19 protein-coding genes are annotated in these 19,706 nt (G+C 66.4%); 10 read left to right on the top strand and 9 right to left on the bottom strand.

The genetic code is table 11. From position 1 onward, the window contains the following. The first annotated feature begins 3 nt into the window (after positions 1-3). The 5 genes from ACQPYR_RS32475 (at position 4) to ACQPYR_RS32455 (ending at position 7,323) form a co-directional block, all read left to right on the top strand. On the top strand, positions 4-1,347 hold the full coding sequence (locus ACQPYR_RS32475; RefSeq protein WP_433622668.1) for an LLM class flavin-dependent oxidoreductase: 1,344 nt from the start codon (positions 4-6) through the stop codon (positions 1,345-1,347). Further along, positions 1,344-5,108 (top strand): ABC transporter ATP-binding protein, encoded by a 3,765-nt coding sequence (locus tag ACQPYR_RS32470; protein ID WP_433622667.1) that lies wholly within the window; start codon positions 1,344-1,346, stop codon positions 5,106-5,108. The genes ACQPYR_RS32475 and ACQPYR_RS32470 overlap by 4 nt, the downstream gene beginning before the upstream one ends. A gap of 179 nt (positions 5,109-5,287) precedes the next feature. After that, positions 5,288-5,731, top strand: coding sequence for a nitroreductase/quinone reductase family protein (locus tag ACQPYR_RS32465; protein ID WP_433622666.1), 444 nt, complete (start codon positions 5,288-5,290; stop codon positions 5,729-5,731). A gap of 266 nt (positions 5,732-5,997) precedes the next feature. Beyond that, on the top strand, positions 5,998-6,084 hold the full coding sequence (locus tag ACQPYR_RS32460) for a hypothetical protein (protein WP_433635304.1): 87 nt from the start codon (positions 5,998-6,000) through the stop codon (positions 6,082-6,084). Positions 6,085-6,390: 306 nt separating this feature from the next. Continuing rightward, positions 6,391-7,323, top strand: coding sequence for an alpha/beta fold hydrolase (locus ACQPYR_RS32455; protein WP_433635303.1), 933 nt, complete (start codon positions 6,391-6,393; stop codon positions 7,321-7,323). A gap of 4 nt (positions 7,324-7,327) precedes the next feature. On the opposite strand, the gene ACQPYR_RS32450 is transcribed toward ACQPYR_RS32455, so the two are convergent. The 4 genes from ACQPYR_RS32450 to ACQPYR_RS32435 form a co-directional block, all read right to left on the bottom strand. Further along, positions 7,328-8,212 (bottom strand): SCO6745 family protein, encoded by an 885-nt coding sequence (locus tag ACQPYR_RS32450; protein WP_433622665.1) that lies wholly within the window; start codon positions 8,210-8,212, stop codon positions 7,328-7,330. 26 nt (positions 8,213-8,238) lie between these two features. After that, positions 8,239-9,198: a phosphotriesterase family protein gene (locus ACQPYR_RS32445; protein ID WP_433622664.1), complete on the bottom strand. Its 960-nt coding sequence runs from the start codon at positions 9,196-9,198 to the stop codon at positions 8,239-8,241. Beyond that, positions 9,195-10,736, bottom strand: coding sequence for a long-chain-fatty-acid--CoA ligase (locus ACQPYR_RS32440; protein ID WP_433622663.1), 1,542 nt, complete (start codon positions 10,734-10,736; stop codon positions 9,195-9,197). The genes ACQPYR_RS32445 and ACQPYR_RS32440 overlap by 4 nt, the downstream gene beginning before the upstream one ends. Positions 10,737-10,824: 88 nt before the next feature. Continuing rightward, positions 10,825-11,001, bottom strand: coding sequence for a hypothetical protein (locus tag ACQPYR_RS32435; protein ID WP_433622662.1), 177 nt, complete (start codon positions 10,999-11,001; stop codon positions 10,825-10,827). Between ACQPYR_RS32435 and ACQPYR_RS32430 the strand changes: the two genes are divergently transcribed. The 5 genes from ACQPYR_RS32430 (at position 11,000) to ACQPYR_RS32410 (ending at position 14,721) form a co-directional block, all read left to right on the top strand. Then, positions 11,000-11,578 carry a TetR/AcrR family transcriptional regulator gene (locus ACQPYR_RS32430; RefSeq protein ID WP_433622661.1) on the top strand — a complete coding sequence of 193 codons (579 nt, stop codon included), beginning with the start codon at positions 11,000-11,002 and terminating at the stop codon, positions 11,576-11,578. The two genes, ACQPYR_RS32435 and ACQPYR_RS32430, sit on opposite strands and share 2 nt — an antisense overlap. Before the next feature lie 148 nt (positions 11,579-11,726). Beyond that, entirely contained in the window at positions 11,727-12,482 is a 756-nt protein-coding gene (locus tag ACQPYR_RS32425) for an SDR family oxidoreductase (protein ID WP_433622660.1), read from the top strand. Then, positions 12,479-13,462, top strand: coding sequence for an NADPH:quinone oxidoreductase family protein (locus ACQPYR_RS32420; RefSeq protein WP_433622659.1), 984 nt, complete (start codon positions 12,479-12,481; stop codon positions 13,460-13,462). The genes ACQPYR_RS32425 and ACQPYR_RS32420 overlap by 4 nt, the downstream gene beginning before the upstream one ends. Before the next feature lie 34 nt (positions 13,463-13,496). Next, positions 13,497-14,258: a 3-oxoacyl-ACP reductase FabG gene (gene fabG, locus ACQPYR_RS32415; protein ID WP_433622658.1), complete on the top strand. Its 762-nt coding sequence runs from the start codon at positions 13,497-13,499 to the stop codon at positions 14,256-14,258. A gap of 10 nt (positions 14,259-14,268) precedes the next feature. Then, entirely contained in the window at positions 14,269-14,721 is a 453-nt protein-coding gene (locus tag ACQPYR_RS32410) for a MaoC family dehydratase (protein WP_433622657.1), read from the top strand. Between the two features lie 103 nt (positions 14,722-14,824). Here the strand turns inward: ACQPYR_RS32410 and ACQPYR_RS32405 are convergent, their stop codons facing one another. The 5 genes from ACQPYR_RS32405 to ACQPYR_RS32385 are packed head-to-tail and all read right to left on the bottom strand — an operon-like array spanning position 14,825 to position 19,611. Next, a complete protein-coding gene (locus tag ACQPYR_RS32405; RefSeq protein WP_433622656.1) occupies positions 14,825-15,880 on the bottom strand; it encodes a phosphotransferase family protein in 1,056 nt (351 codons plus the stop codon). A 15-nt stretch (positions 15,881-15,895) separates the two neighbouring features. Beyond that, positions 15,896-17,113, bottom strand: coding sequence for an acyl-CoA dehydrogenase family protein (locus tag ACQPYR_RS32400; protein WP_433622655.1), 1,218 nt, complete (start codon positions 17,111-17,113; stop codon positions 15,896-15,898). A 58-nt stretch (positions 17,114-17,171) separates the two neighbouring features. Next, on the bottom strand, positions 17,172-17,792 hold the full coding sequence (locus ACQPYR_RS32395) for an HAD family hydrolase (RefSeq protein ID WP_433622654.1): 621 nt from the start codon (positions 17,790-17,792) through the stop codon (positions 17,172-17,174). Further along, a complete protein-coding gene (locus ACQPYR_RS32390; RefSeq protein WP_433622653.1) occupies positions 17,789-18,598 on the bottom strand; it encodes an SDR family oxidoreductase in 810 nt (269 codons plus the stop codon). The genes ACQPYR_RS32395 and ACQPYR_RS32390 overlap by 4 nt, the downstream gene beginning before the upstream one ends. Beyond that, positions 18,598-19,611: an NADP-dependent oxidoreductase gene (locus tag ACQPYR_RS32385; protein WP_433622652.1), complete on the bottom strand. Its 1,014-nt coding sequence runs from the start codon at positions 19,609-19,611 to the stop codon at positions 18,598-18,600. Before ACQPYR_RS32385 ends, ACQPYR_RS32390 begins: the two co-directional genes overlap by 1 nt. Positions 19,612-19,706 lie beyond the last annotated feature (95 nt).

Below are 19,706 nucleotides of genomic sequence, written 5' to 3'. Positions count from 1 at the left end.
ATCATGTCGAAACAGTTGCACCTCAACGCATTTCTCATGTCGACCGGCCACCACGAGGCCTCGTGGCGGCTGCCGGAATCCGATCCGCACTCGAACACCAAAATCGAGCATTACGTGAACCTCGCCCGCATCGCCGAACGCGGGAAGCTGGATTCCATCTTCTTCGCCGACAGCCCGGTGCTCTTCGGCGATACCGGTCGTCGCCCCAGCGGCAAGCTGGAGCCGACGGTTCTGCTCACCGCGATCGCCGTGCAGACCTCGCGGATCGGGCTCATCGCCACGGCGTCCACCAGCTACAACTCGCCGTTCAATCTGGCGCGCCGGTTCGCGTCGGTGGACTGGGTGTCGAACGGGCGCGTCGGCTGGAATATCGTGACCACCGCGGGTGCGGACGCGGCGCGAAATTTCGGGCTCGACGATGTCCCGGACCACAAGCTGCGCTACGAGAAGGCCGCCGAATTCGTCGATGTCGCAACGAAATTGTGGGACAGTTGGCAGGACGACGCCGTAATCGCCGATAAGGAATCCGGACTCCACACCGATCCGGACAAGGTCCGCAAGATCGAACACGAGGGCCACTTCTTCAAGGTCGCGGGTCCGCTGAACGTGCCGCGCTCGCCGCAGGCCTATCCGGTGCTGGTGCAGGCCGGATCCTCCGAGGACGGTAAGGAATTCGCCGCCCGCTACGCCGAAGCGGTGTTCACCGCCCAGCAGACGATCGAGGACGGCCTCGAGTTCTACACCGACCTGAAGCGCCGCGCTATCGCACTCGGCCGCGATCCGGAGACCATCAAGATCCTGCCGGGCATCGTGCCCGTCATCGGCGACACCGAGGAGCACGCCCGCGAACTCGACGCCGAACTCGAGCGGCTGATCTCGCCCGAATACGCGAAGCGTCAGCTGGCCCGCACCTGGGGCATTCCGGTGGAGGACCTCGACCTGGACAGCGAACTGCCGGAGAATCTGCCCACCGAGGACGAGATCCAGGGCGCCAAGAGCCGATTTACTCTCATCGTGAATCTGGCTCGGCGCGAACGTCTTACGCTGCGTCAGCTGATCGGACGGCTCGGCGGCGGACGCGGTCACCATACCTTCGCGGGCACCGCCGAACAGGTGGCCGACACCATCGAGGACTGGTTCAGCCGCGGCGCCGCGGACGGATTCAACATCATGCCCGCCGTCCTGCCCTCGGGCCTGGAACGATTCGTCGACGAGGTGGTGCCGATCCTGCAGCGGCGCGGGCTGTTCCGCACCGAATACACCGAGACCACGCTGCGCGGGCACTACGGCCTGGACCGGCCCGCCAACCAGTTCTCCGAAGCGGACGCCCTCGTGGTCGCCGGATGAGTTCGGGCTCGGGCTGTTCCGGCGACGCAGTTGCCGACGGGTGGATTCGTTATCTGCTGCGGCGCTGCGCGCAACATCGGCGGACGGTAATCGTCGCGTGTGTGGGTTCGGTGGTGGCCGCGGTACTCACGGCCATCCTGCCGCTGCTGGTGCGGCATGTGGTCGACACCTTGACCACCACGGCCGCGTCGGTGCTGCCGTGGGTGCTCGTGCTGTTGGCGATCGGGTCCGTCCGGTTCGTCGCGGGATACCTGCGGCGGACCGGATCCTCGCGGCTGTCGCTGGATGTGCAGCACGATCTGCGCCGTGACCTGTTCGCGGCGCTGCTGCGCCTGAACGGACGACAGCGGGCCGGGCTCTACACCGGGCAGGTGGTCAGCCGCGCCATTACCGATGTGACGCTGATCCAGATGTTCCTGCAACTGGTTCCGCTGGTTGCGGGCAACGTCGTGCTGATCGCCGTATCACTGTTGCTGATGGCGTCGATGTCGCCGGTGCTGAGCGTGATCGCACTGCTGGTGGTGCCCGCGCTGTGGTTGATCACCTCGCGCAGTCAGCGTGAGCTGTTCCCGGCCAACTGGGATGCGCAGGCCCGGGCCGCCGAGGTCGCCATGCGGGTGGAGGCCGCGGTGGCCGGGGTGCGGGTGGTGAAGGGGTTCGGGCAGGAGTCGCACGAGCTCGAGCAGTTGGCCGCTTCCGCTCGTGATCTATATCGGTCGCGGTTGCGAGTCACGCGAATTACCAGTCGGTTCACGCCGGTCATGCAGGCGGTGCCCGCCGCCGGGCAGGCGTTGGTCCTGGTCGTCGGTGGGCTGCTGGCATTGCGGCAGTCCATCACGCTGGGCACATTTCTCGCATTCATGACCTACCTGGGGTCGTTCGTCACCCCGGTCCGCATGTTCTCCATGCTGCTGACGGTGAGCCAGCAAGGGAAGGCATCGCTGGAGCGAGTACGCGAGGTGATCGAGACGCCACCGCCGAGCGAGTCGACCGCCGGCCAGGTCGTCGACACCTCGGACGGCGCGCCGCGAATCGAATTCCACGGTGTGCGTTTCGCATTCGAAGGTCAGCCACCCGTGCTGCACGGACTCGATCTCACCATCGAGCCGGGGGAGACCATCGCCATCGCGGGTGCGGCGGGTTCCGGCAAATCGATTCTGGTGCAACTGCTACCGCGGTTGTTCGATCCCGATGCGGGTCGGATTCTGTTGGACGGCACCGACATCCGCGAGCTACCGGATCTCAGGAGCCGGGTGGCGATGGTCTTCGAGGACACCTCGCTGATGGCGGATACCGTGCTAGCCAACGTCTGCTACGGGCGTCCGGACGCCACCGACGAACAGGTATGGCACGCACTGTATCTGGCCGCCGCCGAGAATTTCGTCGCAGCGCTGCCCGAGCGGCTGGACACCGTCATCGGGGAACGCGGACAACGACTCTCCGGCGGGCAGCGGCAGCGACTGGCGTTGGCGCGCGCCCTGATCACCGACGCCCCGGTGCTGGTACTCGACGATGCCACCTCAGCCATCGACGCGCAGGTGGAGGAGGAGATCTTCGCCCGCATCGCCGCGGAGGTGTATCGGCGCACCACAATCGTGGTGGCACACCGCATTTCGACCCTGGCGCTGGCCGACCGGGTAGCTGTGCTCGACGGCGGGCGCGTGGCCGAACTCGGTACCCTGCACGAGCTGCAGACCTCCGGTGAGCTGTTCCACACCCTGTTCACCCCGCCCGATCCGGCGAGTATCGCCGCCGATCTGACCGCGGTCACCGACCCCGTGCCCACCGCGGGACTGTGGGTGCACACCGACACCGACGGTGACGAGTCGCGCACGCTGGAGCAGATGGCGAAGGCATTCTCCCAGCGAGCCGCGGGCGGGCCCGGAGGCATGGGCGGTCACCTGGGTGGCGGCATGATGTCGAGCGCACCGCCGAGCGGCGATGTGCGCGCACTGATCGGCCGGTTGCCCGCCGTGCGTGGTGAACCCGATGTGCCCGACGAGTTTTCACACACTCCCGAGCCGAACTTCGATCTGCCTCGACTGCTGCGGCCGTTCGCCATTCCGCTGCTGGCCGGGCTGGGACTGGTGGCACTGGACGCGCTGGCGCAGACGCTCATTCCGTTCCTGGTGCGCTACGGTATCGACCAAGGTGTGCTGGTAGGTGCCCGCGATGTCCTGCTGCTGGCCGCGGCCTCGGCGCTGGTGCTGGTGGTCTTGGACTGGGCGATCACCGTCGCGCAGGTGCGGGTGACCGGGCGCGCCGGGGAGCGGTTGCTGTACGGCCTGCGGGTGAAGGTCTTCGCGCAACTGCAACGGCTGGGTCTGCAGTTCTACGAGCGAGAACTGGCCGGCCGCATCATGACCCGGATGATCACCGACGTGGACGGGCTGTCCACCTTCCTGCAGACGGGCCTGACGGTCGCGCTGACCAGCACACTCACCATCGGCGGCGTGGTGATCGCGCTGGTAGTGATCGACGCCGAGCTGGCGCTGGTTGTGCTCGCACTGCTGCCGGTGCTGGTGGCCGCCACGGTCGCGTTCCGCCGAGCCTCGGTGCCCGCGTACAACCTTGCGCGCGAACAGGTCAGCGCCGCGAACGCCTATCTGCAGGAGAATGTCGACACCATCGCGGTGACGCAGGCCTATCGCAGGGAGGCGATCAACCAGCGCGAATTCGAGCGTCGCTCCTGGGGTTACCGCAATGCGCGCCTGCGCAGCCAGACGCTGATGGCGCTGTTCTTCCCGTTCATCGAGATCATGTCGGTGATCGCCACGGCCGCCGTGCTCGCCGTCGGTGTGCATCAGGTTCGCGAGAATGCGCTCACCGCAGGCACTTTGATCGCATTTCTGCTCTACATCGATCTGCTGTTCGCGCCGATCCAGCAGCTGTCGCAGGTTTTCGACAGCTATCAGCAGGCCGTCGTCGGTGTGGAGCGCATCGGCGCCCTGATGCGTGAACCCGTCACCACACCGGACGCACCCGATGCGCGCACCGTCGACCGGCTCGCGGGCGAAATCGAGTTCCGCGGTGTCGGTTTCGCCTACGACAGTGCCGGTGCGCGGGTGCTGTCGGATATCGATGTGACGATCGCTCCCGGCGAGAAGGTGGCCGTGGTCGGCGAAACCGGTGCGGGCAAATCCACTCTGGTGAAACTGCTCGCGCGCCTGTACGACACCACCGACGGCGCGGTACTCGTCGACGGAGCCGATATCCGCGGCTACCGGTTGCGCGACTACCGCAAACGCCTGGGTGTGGTGCCGCAGGAACCATTCCTGTTCGGCGACACCGTGCACGCCGCCATCGCCTACGGCAAACCCGACGCCACCCCGGCCGAAATCGAATGGGCGGCACGTGCGGTCGGCGCGCACGAAATGATCGCCGCCCTCGAATACGGCTACCGTCAGCCGATCGGCGCGCACGGTGCGGGGCTGTCCGCGGGCCAGCGCCAACTGCTTGCCCTGGCCCGTGCCCAACTGGTGGAGCCCGACATCCTCATCCTCGACGAGGCGACGGCGTCTCTCGACCTGGCGACCGACGCCCGTGTCCGCGCGGCCGTCGATGTGCTCACCGCGGGCCGCACCACCATCGTCGTGGCACACCGTCTGGCGACCGCTGCCGCTGCCGACCTCATCCTGGTCGTCGGCGACGGCCGCCTGCTCCAAATCGGCCGCCACGCCGACCTTCTCGAAGTCGATGGCCCCTACCGCAAGCTGTGGTCGGCGTACGTCGGCGACGAATCGGCGGTGGGCAGCAGATGACGTGCTCGGGTGCCAGGAGCTGTTCGGCGCGCCGCCTGCCATCGAATACGCCAACGTCGGCGCGTCCGACTGTCCGGGCAGTGATAATCGCCGACGCCGGTCGCTTCGCCCAGAGGATCGGGTTGATCTGTGAAATATACGATATGAAACTCATATAATCTTCAACTAGGATTGTGTGCATGAGTGCAGATAGTTACCGTCGGACAACCAACACCATCAACAAGGTCATCGTCGGGCTACAGCGGATAGGCATCGCCTTCGGCCCGATGCAACTGCTCACGGTCGCGGGGCGGCGCAGCGGACAGTTGCGCACCTTCCCGATCGCGGTGAACCAGCTCGACAGCGGACGCTTCATCTTCCAGGCATTCCCGAAGGCGGCGTGGGTCGCGAATGCCCGTGCGGCAGACATCGTTACGCTGACGCGCGGCCGAAAGTCGTCGACCGCGCGCCTGGTCGAGGTGCCGGTAGACGAGCGCCCGCCGCTGCTGCACGAATTGGTGGCGACGAGTCCGAAGAGCGTCGGCCAGCGTTTCGTCACCACCGGACTGGCCGATGCCGCCACTCCGGATGGCGTGGCCGCATCGGCGCATCGAATTGCGGTTTTCCGCGTCGTTCCGGTCTGACGGAACGAATCGCACACGGCGGCGAGCCGTATCTGCCCCTCGCCTACGTATGATACGAAAACCGTATAAACGTAGGCGAGGTGGCGGACAATTAGTTCAGCAGGTCGTACATCGACGCGCAGCCGTCGGCGATTGACGGCCGACGTGCGGGAAGCATTGCGTGACTGGAATATTCAGCTTTCGCTGCGCAATCGACGGTTCGCGGCCGGGTCGAACTCGAGGACGTCGACTGGACCTGCCTCGATCTGATCAACCGCCACGGCCCCATGTCCCCGACGGCATTGGCGCGCCGCGCCGGACTGCACCCCGCGACCATGACGGGATTCTGGATCGCCCGCAGAAGGGCGGATTGATCGTCCGCGAACGCGACCCGGACTCCGCGGATCGTCGCGCGGTCACCTTGCATGCGGTGCGCGAACGGAATTCCGAACTGTTCGAACTGTTCTCCGGCATGAACAACCGCATGGATGAACTCTGCTCGCGCCGGGCGGTCGCTTCATCGTCGCGCATGAGGTTGCCGAGGACCAAGTTGGCGATGTGGCGGTCTTTGCCGAATCGGCGATCGGAGGTCCCACCCGCGCAGCCAAAAGTTGAACTTGACGTCAGAATCGAATACTGTGCCGAGTTATATTGCCGCGGTAGACGAGGTGACCTCGAATATGGACGCACGGAATCTGCTGGACGAGTGGCTCGGGCTGGGGAGTCGCCAGGTCGCGACCAATGGGATCGAGTTGCGGGTTGTCGAGCATGGTGACGGTCCCGTTGTGGTGTTCTGTCATGGTTTTCCCGAGCTCGGATTCTCTTGGCGGCATCAGGTTTTCGCGCTCGCGAAGGCGGGTTTCCGGACGTTGACACCCGATATGCGCGGATACGGTGGCAGTTCTCGGCCGGGGCGGATCGAGGACTACGACATGGTCGCGCTGTGTGGTGATCTCGTCGGTTTGCTCGATGCGGCCGGTGTAGAGGATGCGATCTTCGTCGGTCATGACTGGGGTGCGTCGGTGGTGTGGCAGCTGGCCCTGCGGCATCCGGATCGGGTGCGGGCCGTTGCGGGGTTGAGTGTTCCGGCCACGCCGCGGTCGGTCGCGGCGCCGTTGCCGATTCTGCGGTCCCGGCTCGGCGACGAGTTCTATATGTGCTGGTTTCAGGAACCGGGCCGCGCTGACGCTGAGCTCGCGTCGGATGTGCGTCGCACGCTGCTGCAGGACGATGTCGTCAGTGTCCGGGATCTGTTGAGCGGCAACGGCTCCGAGATGGCGGCCCCGGCCTGGCTGAGCGAGGACGAACTCGCCTACTACATAGAGACTTTCACGGCGACCGGATTCACCGGCGGACTCAACTACTATCGCAACCTCGACCGCAACTGGGAACACGGCGCGCACCTGGCCGATGCGAAGATCCATCAGCCCGCGCTGTTCATCGCAGGGTCGCAGGATGCCGTCATCCGTTTCACTCCGACCACCAAAATGGCTTACATACTGTCCGACCTGCGGGCGACCGTTGTCCTGGACGGGGCCGGACACTGGATTCAGCAGGAACGCGCGGACGAAGTCAGTGCCGCCCTCATCGACTTCGCCCGCAGCGTCAGCTGAAGACCTACCCGACCACCTGCCGATAGCGCGCGGACAGCAGCTGCGGGAATCCGAGGCCGCCTTCGATCACCCGGATCGCCAACGGCGACGCGAGCGCACGCAGGCGCGCACACCCGGTTTCGCCGATCGCCTCGTACGGAAAGACCGAGAGTTCGTCGGTCCGGCTCTCGATCGCGCCGCGTCGCTCGGAGCCGTGCTCGCTCAGCGCGACAGCATCGTCGGCCATCCAACCCCGCTCACGAAGCCGCCGCACACCCGCGGCCCAGTCCAGTTCGCTCCAGGATCGGCTGGCGCGCAATACTTCCGGCGATATCTCGCCGGTCGCACTATGGGTGATCAATGCCTCGATACCGTCGAGCCCCTCCGTCAGGAGTAGTGCGACGTGTCCGTCGCCGCGGTACTCCCGCAGCAGTGTCTGCGCATGCCACAGCACCAGATGTGGTTCATCGGGCCACGGCAGCGCCGCATGCGCCGCGAACAACGGACGGCCCTGCGGGCGTTCGCAGGCACGTTCGGCGGCTTGCCGGGCGAGCTCGGCGGCTTCACTCACCTCGGGGCCATAGATGTCATCGCCCCATGCCTGCCGAAGCGACCTATCGACGGCACGCATACGAGCTCGGAAAAAGTCCGCGGGAGAGGCGATTTCCCATGCGGCTGGGATGACGGCCCGCACCGCGTCCGGATTGAAATTGAAGAACGTGGCGATGGTGACTTCGGCAGGTACCGGCCCGAATGCCGCGGACCGGGACGCGAAGTACATCATGCGTGGATCCGTAATGCCCAACTCGCGGTAAGCATCCGGGCCGTGCGGGGTGAAGTAGATCACCCCGTGTATCGGCTCGAGTGCGCGGAACGTCAGACGGGCACTACGCGAGGAGACGGTAGTCAATGGCGTTGCTCCGGTGTCTATTCGGATCACTTCTCGAAGTACCGGCGCGGATTGCGCACCAGAATCGCGTCGATATCGTCGTCGGTGAGTCCCCGCGCGGTCAGCGCCGGAATCACATCTTCACTGATGTGCCGGTAGTTCCACCGCGGCGCCACCTGCGCTTTGGCCTCCGGATCGAACCAGTCGATGTGGCATGCCGCGTCATGCGCGATAACGACCTTGTCCAGGTAGCCGCGTCGCACCAGTTCGACGATGGTGTCGATCCGATCCTCGAACGGCAGCAGGACGTCGAGCCCGAATCGATCCATGCCGAGCAGCGATCCCGCGTCGGCGAGTTCGGTGAGGTAATCGATATCGGTGGTGTCGCCGGAGTGGCCGATCACCACGCGACTCAGATCCGCGCCTTCCTCGGCCAGCACCCGCTGCGCCACCAGCCCGGATCGGGTGTGCGGGTTGGTGTGCACGGTGATCGGCGCACCCGTTTGCGCCGACGCCTGCCCGACCGCGCGCATGACGCGTTCGACGCCGGGCGTCAGTCCGGGTTCCTCGATGGCGCACTTGAGGAATCCGGCGCGCACACCGGTATCGGCGATGCCCTCGGTGAGGTCCTTGACGAACATTTCCACCATCGGCTCCGGCCGGTCGAACAGCAAACCCGGACCGGTGTAATGGAATTGGAAGGGCACATCGTTGTAGGTGTAGATGCCGGTGGCGACGATGATCCGCAAATCCGTTCTGGCCGCGATCTTCTGGATACGTGGCAGATAGCGGCCGAGCCCGAGCACGGTCGGATCGAGGATGGTGTCGATGCCGAGGGATTTCAACTCGTCGAGTTGACTCACGGCATCGTCGACGCGGGCGTCCTCGTCCCAGTCGGCGTAGTTCTGCCGGAATTCCTCGCCGAGTACGAAAACGTGCTCGTGCACCAGGACGCGGCCGAGTTCGGCAGAGTCCACGGTTCCGGCTGCGGTGGGGATTTCCGTCATCGGGATGCCTTGTCTGTGAACAGATTCGGGTCGAGAGCGCGTTTGAGGATCTTGCCGGTGGCGCCCTTCGGTAGCTGGTCGGTGAAGGCGAAGCGATGCGGCACCTTGTACGCGGACAGCCGCTCCTTCGCCCAGGACCGCAGATCCGCCGGATCGAGTTCGACCCCGGGTGTGGCGGCGACGACCGCGCCGACCTCCTCGCCGTAGTGGTCGTCCGGAATGCCGATCACCGCGACTTCGACGATGTCGGGATGCTCGTACAGCACTTCCTCGACCTCGCGCGGATAGACGTTGTATCCGCCGCGAATGATGAGATCCTTTGCGCGGTCGACGATATAGACGTAGCCGTCGGTGTCGACGCGGCCCAGGTCGCCGCTCTTCAACCAGCCGTCGGACAAATCGGCGGCGGTGGCGTCGGGCCGGTTCCAGTACCCCTTCATGATGCTGGGGCCGCGCAGGAAGATCTCGCCGACGGTGTCTGCCGGCAGTATCTTGCCGTCGGGATCGCGAACCTCGATCGACGTCCCGGGCAGCGCAGCGCCGACCGAACCCACCCGCTGTTCGCGATTCAGCGGGTTGTAGGTCGCCGCACCGGTGGATTCGGTGAGTCCGTAGCCCTCGAGAATGGTGCAGCCGAAGCGATCCGAGAAGGCGCGGATCACCTCGCCGGGCAGTGACGCCCCGCCGGATGCCGCCAGCCGCAAGCTCGCGAAATCTGCCGCACCGTAGTCACCGGCCGCGTGCAGCATGGCATTCCACATGGTCGGCACACCGGCGACGTGGGTGAGCTGCTGATCGCGGATCATCGCGATCATGGCCCGCGGTTCGAAGGGTGTCACCATGGCGAAGGACGCGCCCGCGTGCAGCGCGGTGAGCAGGCATACCGCCTGCCCGTAGACATGGAACAGCGGCAGTCCGGTGCCGAAGCGGTCGTCCGGGCCGAGCTGCAGCTGATCGGTGAAGATTCGAGCGGTCTCGGTCAGGTTGGCGACGGTGAGTTCGACGCCCTTCGGTTTGCCGGTGGTTCCGGAGGTGTAGAGCAGCACGGCGGTGTCGTCGGCGCGGCGGCGCACCGGTTCGGCCACGGGCTCGGCCGGTTCGGCATGCGCACCCGGCGCGAGCGCGAGCAATGGCAGATTTCGGTCGGTGGCCGCCTCCTGTGCGGCCTCCTGCGCGCTGTGCCATGCGATGACGATCCGCGCGCCGGAGTCGTCCAGCACGTACCCGATTTCGGGCGCGGTGGCCATGGTGTTCATGGTGATGGCGATGGCGCCGATGAGCTGCGCGCCCAGATATGCGACGACGAATTCGGCGACGGTGGGCGCCACCAGCAGCACCCGGTCGCCCGTGGCGATACCGGATTCGCGCAGCAGGCCGCCGTAAGCCGCACTGCGCCTGGCCAATTCGCCGTAGGTGAGCTGTGTGTCCGTGGCCAGTAGCGCGATGGCTTCGGGGCGTTCGGCGGCGTGCTGCCAGCACCGGTCGGCGACATTGGTCGGCTGATCCGATGCGGTCGGGGAAGCCGGATTCGCAGGCATGGCTTGCTCCAGTTTCATGAGTGGGCGAGAACTGATGTGACCCAGGCCACGTCAGTGGGTCGGACGCTACTTGAATTTGGCGTCATGTTCAATAGAGGTTGTGCCGATACAGGTTGCCCAGCGGCGTCGTGGGGTCGCGGGTGCGGCGGGCGCTGTTACGATCCACCACGTCAGCGAGCCGGACGACAGCGAGTGAGGCAGTGAACGCCCAGGAAGCCACCGAGGACCAGCCCGGTCGGGTGCCCCCGCGGAGTAAGCGTGGCATGCGCACTAGATCCGCCCTGGTGGCCGCGGCGCGCGAGGTGTTCGAACGCGACGGTTTCCTCGACGCCAGGATCAGTGATATCTCCAAGGCCGCCGGGGTCGCCTCCGGTTCGTTCTACACCTACTTCGACAGCAAGGAAGAGATCTTCGCCGCGGTCGTCGAGCAGGTGCGCGAGGAAATGCTGCACCCGCACATCCGAGAGCGGGTCGGCATCGACGACCCGCGTGAGTTGATCGCCGCCGCCAATCGTGAGTACCTGCTGTCGTATCGGCGCAATGCGCGGCTGATGGCCGTGCTCGAACAGGTCTCGAAGATCGATGAGAAGTTCCGGGTGCTGCGCTTCGAGCGCGCCCTGGCCTTCGTCGAGCGCAATGCCGAGATGATCCGGAATCTGCAGGATCGTGGCCTGGTGGACGCCGAGTTGGATGCCGAGGTCACCTCGCTCGCGCTGTCGAGCATGGTGAGCCGCATGGCGTACTTCGTATTCGTCGAGGGGCGGAAGGTGTCCTTCGAGAAGTTGGTGAAAACGCTGAATCAGTTGTGGTTCAACGCTCTCCAGCTGAAAGAAGCTGACTGACCGAGCGTCGGCCACACGGTCGGCCGATGTGCACCGATCATTCATGTGACCCGTATCACGTGACGCGCGGCCTCACTTGAACTTGACGTCGGAATCAAGTTCGGTGAGTCTGGGTCACGCAGTTCGAGCATCAGGAGAGGCTTACGTAATGGGTCGTTTCGACGGAAAGACGGCGATTGTCACCGGAGCCAGCCGCGGTATCGGGCTGGCCATCGCGCAGCGGCTGGTGGCCGACGGAGCGCGGGTCTGCGTGACCGCCCGCAAAAAAGACGCGCTGGACGCGGTGATCGCCGAACTCGGCGGACCCGAGCACGCCATCGCCGTCGCGGGACGAGCCGACGACGTCGAACATCAGACCGAGGCCATCGAGCGCACGCTGGAGACCTTCGGTTCGGTCGACTTCCTGGTCAACAATGCCGGCATCAACCCGGTGTACGGTCCGATGGTCGAACTCGACCTGGCCGCGGCCCGTAAAGTCTTCGAGGTGAACTGCCTGGCGGCGATCTCCTGGGTGCAGCAGGCGCACAAGGCATGGCTGGGCGAGCACGGTGGCTCGGTGGTCAATGTGGCGTCGGTTGCCGGGATCAAGCCTGCGCCCGGCATCGGGTTCTACGGGGCAACCAAGGCGATGCTGGTGCACATCACCCAGGAGTTGGCGGTCGAACTCGGCCCGTCGATCCGGGTGAACGCGATCGCGCCCGCCGTGGTCAAGACCCAATTCGCCACCGCGCTCTACGACGGCCGCGAGGAGCAGGTGGCCTCGGCCTATCCGCTCAAGCGTCTCGGCGTACCCGAGGACATCGGCAGTGTCGCCGCCTTCCTGCTCTCCGATGACGCGGCCTGGTTGACCGGCCAGCTGATCGTCGTCGACGGCGGGGTCACCCTCACCGGAGGCGTTGCGTGAAGGCTTGGCGGGTAACGGAATTGGGCGAACCGGCGCAGGTACTGCGGCTGGTCGAACTGGCGGAGCCCGAGCCCGGTCCAGGCCAGGTGGTGGTGCGGACCCGCGCCGCGGCCGCGAACTTCCCGGACGTACTGATGTGCCGGGGCGAGTATCAGATCAAGCCCGAACTCCCGTTCACCCCCGGGGTGGAACTGTGTGGTGAGGTGGTCGCGGTCGGTGCCGACGTCGACGGCATCGCGATCGGTGACCGAGTGCTCGGCAGTCCGGCGCTGCCGTGGGGAGGCTTCGCGGAACTGGCGGTCATGCGCGCCGCGGATGTCTTTCCCGCCCCGGCGGCGCTCGACGATGCCGAGGCCGCCGCGCTCTTCATCGGCTATCAGACGGGCTGGTTCGGACTGCATCGGCGCGCCGGCCTGCGGGCGGGGGAGACGCTGCTGGTGCATGCGGCGGCAGGTGGCGTCGGCAGTGCGGCCGTGCAATTGGGTAAGGCCGCCGGGGCCACGGTGATCGGGGTGGTCGGCAGCGCGGCCAAGGCCGAGGTCGCGCGGGCGCTCGGCGCGGACATCGTGGTGGATCGCAGCGCACAGGATTTCGTCTCGGTTGTGCGGGAAGCGACCGACGGTCGCGGAGCGGATGTGGTGTACGACCCGGTCGGCGGCGAGGTATATCAGCGGTCCACCAAGTGCATCGCTTTCGAGGGACGCATCCTGGTCGTCGGTTTCGCGGGCGGGCAGATCCAGTCCACCGCGCTGAATCACGCACTGGTGAAGAACTATTCGATCCTAGGTCTGCACTGGGGCCTGTATCGCGACAAGGATCCGCAAGCGGTGCGCGACTGCCATCTGGAACTGACCGGGCTGGCCGAGCGGGGTGTGGTGAAACCCTTGATCGGCGAGCGGCTGCCACTGGACAGCGTGGCTGCCGGACTGCAGCGCCTCGCCGACGGCAAGACCGTCGGCCGTGTGGTGTTCGAACCGTGAACGGTGCCAACCGAATTCGACAAGGAGAACCGTAATGAGCAGTGAGACAACCGGTACCGCCATCGTGACCGGAGCGGCACGCGGCATCGGCGCGGCTGTCGCCAAGCGGCTGGCGGCGGATGGATTCGCGGTCGCCGTCCTGGATCTCGATGAGGCGTCTTGCAAAACCGTTGTCGCCGAGATCGAATCGGCCGGCGGCCGGGCGCTCGCGGTGGGCGCGAACGTCGCCGATGAACAGGCTGTCGCCGCGGCGGTCGAGCGGGTCGCCGCCGAACTGGGCGCGCCGACCGTCCTGGTGAACAATGCGGGCATCATCCGCGACAACATGCTGTACAAGATGACTGTCGACGACTGGGACGCGGTCATGGGCGTGCACCTGCGCGGATCCTTCCTGATGAGCCGCGCGACGCAGAAGTACATGACCGACGCGGGCTGGGGCCGCATCGTCAATCTGTCCAGCACGTCGGCGCTCGGCAATCGCGGTCAGGCCAACTACGCCGCGGCCAAGGCCGGATTACAGGGATTCACCAAGACCCTCGCGATCGAACTCGGCAAATTCGGCGTGACCGTGAACTCCGTCGCGCCGGGCTTCATCGAGACCGAGATGACCGCCGCCACCGCCGAGCGCATGGGTGTTTCGTTCGAGGAGTTCAGCAAGACCCTGGTGGCGCGGATTCCGGTGGGACGCGTCGGCAAGCCCGAGGATATCGCGCACACGGTGTCGTTCTTCGTCAGCGAGGGCGCGTCGTATGTCACCGGCCAGGTGCTCTACGTCGCTGGCGCGCCGACGGTCTGAGGCGCGAATAATGAAGGTATTCAATGGAATCGGCGAACTCGAGCAGGCCGTCGGCACCCATCTCGGCTACAGCGAATGGCACACCGTCACCCAGGAGCAGATCGATCTGTTCGCCGAGGCGACCGGTGACCGTCAGTGGATTCACGTCGATCCGGAGCGGGCCGCGCAGGGACCGTTCGGCACGACGATCGCCCACGGCTATCTGACCCTGTCTCTATTGCCGCAGTTGGTCTGGCAGGTGTATCGCGTCGAGGGGGTGCAGATGGGAATCAATTACGGCAGCAACAAGGTTCGCTTCCCGTCACCGGTGCCATCGGGTAGTCGCCTGCGGGCGGGCGTGGAACTGGTGAAGCTCGAGCCGACCAAAGCGGGGGTTCAGGTGACGGCTCTGGTGACCATTGAGCGCGAGGGCAGCGACAAGCCCGCCTGCATTGCCGAAGCGCTGTCGGTACTCGTGCCCTGATAGGAGTACCGCCGGACATCCTGTGCCCGGCGGTTACTTCGTTCGAGTGAATACGCGAAACGACCTGTCTCCCTGGCATATCGGGAGACAGGCCGTTTTCGTCTCAGAAACCGGCTTCGGTGGCGATCCGGTCGGCGGTTTCGGCGAGTCCGTCGACCAGGTCGGTAGTCGGAATGCCCGCGGCCGCACGGTTGCGGGGGTCGTCCAGGGTTCGCCGGTACACACCCTCGGCAATGACCGCGAGCTTCCACAGACCGAGCGCATGCCAGAACCCGAGTGCGCGCCGGTCGCGTCCGGTGATCGCGAGGTACTCCTCGACCAGTTCGGCACGGGACGGGAAGCCCGGGAGCATGACCATTTCCGTGCCCGGAATGGCCGCTTCGCCCGGCATCGGCCAGTAGGCCAGCAGACTGCCGACATCGGCCAGCGGATCACCGAGGGTGCACAGCTCCCAGTCGAGTACGGCGGCGATCGCACCGGTCGCCGGTGTGGTGATCACATTGCGGAGGTTGTAATCGCCGTGCACGAGCGCGAGTTCGCGCTGTTCGGGAACGGCGGCCCGGAGCCGTTCGGTGAGACGGTCCACCAGCGGCAGGTCCCGTGTTTTCGACTTCTCCCACTGTGCCGACCACCGCTTGAGCTGTCGCTCGGCATACGGTTTGTGACTGGCCAGGTCGATCAGTGCGGTGGCTTCCAGATCGACGGCGTGGATGCGGGCCAGCGTCCGCACCAGTGACAGCCCGGCGCTGCGGCGCAGCTCGGGGGTGATCCGCTCGGCGGTCTCGACCCCGTCGATGACCAGTCCGTCGACGAATTCCATGAGTACGAGCGCGATCTCGCCCTCGTGCCGGATATCGTGGACGCGCGGCACCGGGACATCGGTGGGCGCAAGGGCCGACATGACTCGGGCCTCCCGCGCCACATCGTGCGCGGACGCCAGCAGGTGGCCGAGCGGCGGACGCCGCAGCACCCAACGCCGCCCCGCCGCGTCGGTGATCAGGAAGGTCAGATTGGACTGGCCGATCCCCACCCGTTCGGCCCGCACCGGCGCGGTGCACGCCGAACCGAGCGAGGACACCCAGTCCGCGAACGCGGCCGCATCGATATCGAAGCCGGTCGCGTCCGCGGTGGGCTGAATCAGCCCGCTACTTGTCTGCATACGTTCCTGTCCGTCCTACGCCCCGGTCCTGAACTTACCGAGTTCGGCGCGCGCGATGGCGCGTTTGTGCACTTCGTCGGGTCCATCGGCCAGACGCAGTGTGCGCAGGTGCGCGTACATGCTGGCGAGCGGGAAATCGTCGGTGACACCGGCCCCGCCGTGCACCTGGATGGCCCGGTCCACGATCCGCAGCGCCATCTCCGGTGCGGCGATCTTGATCGCCGCGATCTCGACCTGGGCCGCCTTATTGCCGACGGTGTCCATCATCCAGGCGGCCTTGAGGGTCAGCAGCCGGGCCTGTTCGATATCGATGCGGGCCTCGGCGATCCAGTCCTGGATGTTGGCGCGCGCACTCAGCTTCTGCCCGAATGTGATTCGCGATTCGGCGCGAGCGCACATCAGTTCCAGCGCGCGTTCGGCCATACCGATGGCGCGCATGCAGTGGTGGATGCGACCCGGACCGAGCCGGGCCTGGCTGATGGCGAAACCCTCGCCCTCGCCCTTCAATACATCCGTGACGGGGACCCGCACATCGGAGAAATCGATCTCGGCGTGGCCCTCGCGGTCGGCGTAGCCGAAGACCGGCAGATTGCGCATGACGGTGACACCGGGTGCGTCGATCGGCACGACCATCATCGACTGCTGACGGTGCTTGGGCGCGTCCGGATCGGTCTTGCCCATGACGATGAGCACCTTGCAGTTCTTGTGCAATGCGTTGGAGGCGAACCACTTCCGGCCGTTGAGCACGTAGTGGTCGCCGTCGCGCGCCATGCTCAGCTGGATATTGGTGGCGTCGGAGCTGGCGACGGCGGGCTCGGTCATGGCGAAGGCGGAGCGGATGGTGCCGTTCAGCAGCGGTTCCAGCCACCGCTCCTTGTGCTCCTGGGTGCCGAAGAGGGTGAACACCTCCATATTGCCGGTGTCGGGCGCCGAACAGTTGCACGCCTCCGGCGCGAGATGCGGGCTGCGGCCCATGATCTCGGCCAGCGGAGCGTACTCCAGATTGGTCAGCCCCGGACCCCATTCGGGATGCGGATGGAACAGATTCCACAGGCCGCGGGCGCGGGCCTCGGTCTTGAGGTCCTCGACGATCTGCGGATGGTGGTGCGGATCGCCGGCTGCGGCCATCTGCTTTTCGTATTCCGACTCGGCCGGGTACACGCATTCGTCCATGAAGGCGCGCAGATCGCGTTGATACCGCTGGGTGCGCTCGGACGTGCTGAACAGGTCCATCGAGGCTCCGATCGTTGGTGCGGGTGGTCGAAAGAGACTGCGCCGCAAGGTGGGTGGATCAGCTGGGGGTGCGTAGCGCGGGCCACAGCAGGGCCGCCGTCGATGCGGCGTCGCGGTGCACGATGCCGCCGAGTCCGAGCAGTTCGGCCGCGGTGATGTTCTGTTCGAGGTCGTCGACCATGATGGTCTGCTCAGGCGCGACACCGAGCCGTTCGCAGCCGACGAGATAGGCCCGGCGCGACGGTTTGCGGGTGCCGATCTCCGCGGAGATGGTCACCGCGTCGAACATGGCGGGCAGGTCGAAGCCCGCGTAGCAGTTGTCGCCGAGCGAATTCGACAGCAGACCGACGCGATAGCCCGCCGCGCGGACACCCGCGACCAGCTCGATCATTTCCGGGTCGGGATGCAGCCGGGACTGGATGCGATCGACAAGGCCCGCATCGTCGATTTCGACGCCGTGCGCGCGCAGTCGCCGCGCGAACCCGACCTCGAACTCACGCTCGCCGATGCGCCCCTCCTCGTGATCCACCAGCAGCGCACTGCTTTCCGGATCGCGGGTCAGCAGTCGCAGCGGCAGCCGCGGGTCGCCCAGCTCCGCGCCGAATTCGGTGAAGGCGGCGAGGACGGCGGTGGTGAGCACACCGCCGAAATCGAACAGCACGGCGCTGCGCCCGCTCATGACAGTGACCTCTGATAGCGCTGCATGCCCGCGATCCACCGATCATGATCGGCAGCCTTGCGCTGCAGGAATTCTCGGACCTCCTCGTGCGGCAGCACGAGGAAGCGTTCGGCCTCGATCGCCTCGAGCACGCGATCGGCCACGTCGAGCGGAGCCAGCACCGCGCCGGCTCCGGTGACGGCGCGGGTGGCCAGGTCGCCTGCGGATCCGCCGTCCGTGCCGAGTCCGGTGAGCAGGGCGGTATCGACGCCCATCGGGCACAGGCAGCTGACCCGCACACCGAGATCCCCGTAGGTCACCGCCAGCCATTCGGCGAATCCGACGGCCGCGTGCTTGGAGACCGCGTAGGTGGCCGAACCGATCTGGGTGAGCAGTCCCGCCGCCGAGGCGGTGCTCACGAAGTAGCCGCTGCCGCGCTCGAGCCAGCCCGGGACGAGCAACCGCGCCGCCCGCACGTGGGCCAAGGTATTGACCTCGAGTGCTTGCTCCCACTGCGCCTCGGTGGCGTCCAGTCCCGGGCCGCCGCCGACACCGGCGTTCGCGAAGAACATGTCGACGGGGCCGAATTCGGTTGTGGCCGTATCGATGAGTTCGCGGAGATCGGATTCGGATGCGGCGTCACCGGCATGGCCGGATACCGCGCCGGGAAATGCCTCGGCGAGTTGACGTGCCGTCGCCGCGAGCCGGTCCGCGTCACGGTCGGTGATCAGGACGCGAGCTCCGTGCTCGAGCAGGCGTTGCGCGATCGCCGCGCCGATGCCGCCCGCGGCGCCGGTGACGATCGCGACCGCGTTCTGCACGCGCATCAGTTCGCCTCGCCATTCAGCCGGACCAGCATCTTGCCGGTATTGGCACCGCGCAGCAGGCCGAGGAAGGCGTCGACAGCGGTGTCGATCCCGGTCAGCACCGTGGTGGGGACGCGGAGGCTGCCATCACGCACCCAGTCCGCCGCGAGCGTCGCGTATTCGGGTGCCAGCTCCGGATGGTCGGTGACGATGAAGCCGCGCAACGACAGTCGGCGAACCACCGCCAGCGCCAGATTCCTCGGGCCGGGCGGAGGGGTTTCGGCGTTGTACCCGGCGACGGCTCCGCACAGGGCGATTCGGCCGAAGTCGCGCATCGAGCCGATCGCCGCCTGCAAATGGTCGCCGCCGACATTGTCGAAGTAGACGTCGATGCCGTCCGGGGCGGCCTCGTGCAACCGTTTGCCCAGACTGCCCGCCCGGTAGTCGATCCCGGCGTCGTAGCCGAACTCCTCGACCAGCCGCCGTGCCTTCTCCGGACCGCCCGCCGATCCGATGATCTTGGCCGCGCCGAAGTGCCTGGCCACCCGGCAGGCGGCAAGTCCGACGGCACCTGCCGCGCCTGAGATGAATACGACATCGCCCGGACGGACCGGCGCGATTTCCTTCAGACCCACATACGCGGTCAGGCCGGGGATGCCGAGCGGGCCGAGGTAGGCCTCGGCCGGGGCCAGCGCCGCATCGACCACGCGTACCTGCCGCGCCTCCAACAGCGCGTACTCCCGCCAGCCGAAATCGTGCAGCACGGTCGCACCGACTGCGATTCCCGGCACGCCGGAGGCGACGACGGTACCTACCGCTGCACCGTCCATGGGCTTGTCGAGCCGGAACGGGGGGATGTAGGACTTCACGTCGTTCATGCGGTTGCGCATGTAGGGGTCGACGGACATCCAGTCGTTGCGGACCAGCAGCTGTCCGCTGCCCGGCTCAGGGACATCCGTGGTCACCATCCGGAAATCGGATGGTGCGGGTTCGCCGGTGGGCCGGGCCACCAGATGCACCTCTCGGCTCTTCACGACAAGAAACCTCCATGTCCATGCGCGCTGACCGGGGCGTCCGTGTTCGAGCGCCGGTTGCCGGATGGCTCAGAGGTTAGTTGAAGTTGACGTCG

Origin of the sequence: Nocardia sp. CA-120079, from assembly GCF_050955745.1 — a bacterium.
Taxonomy (GTDB): domain Bacteria; phylum Actinomycetota; class Actinomycetes; order Mycobacteriales; family Mycobacteriaceae; genus Nocardia.
This window is presented reverse-complemented; position numbering and strand designations above follow the sequence as displayed.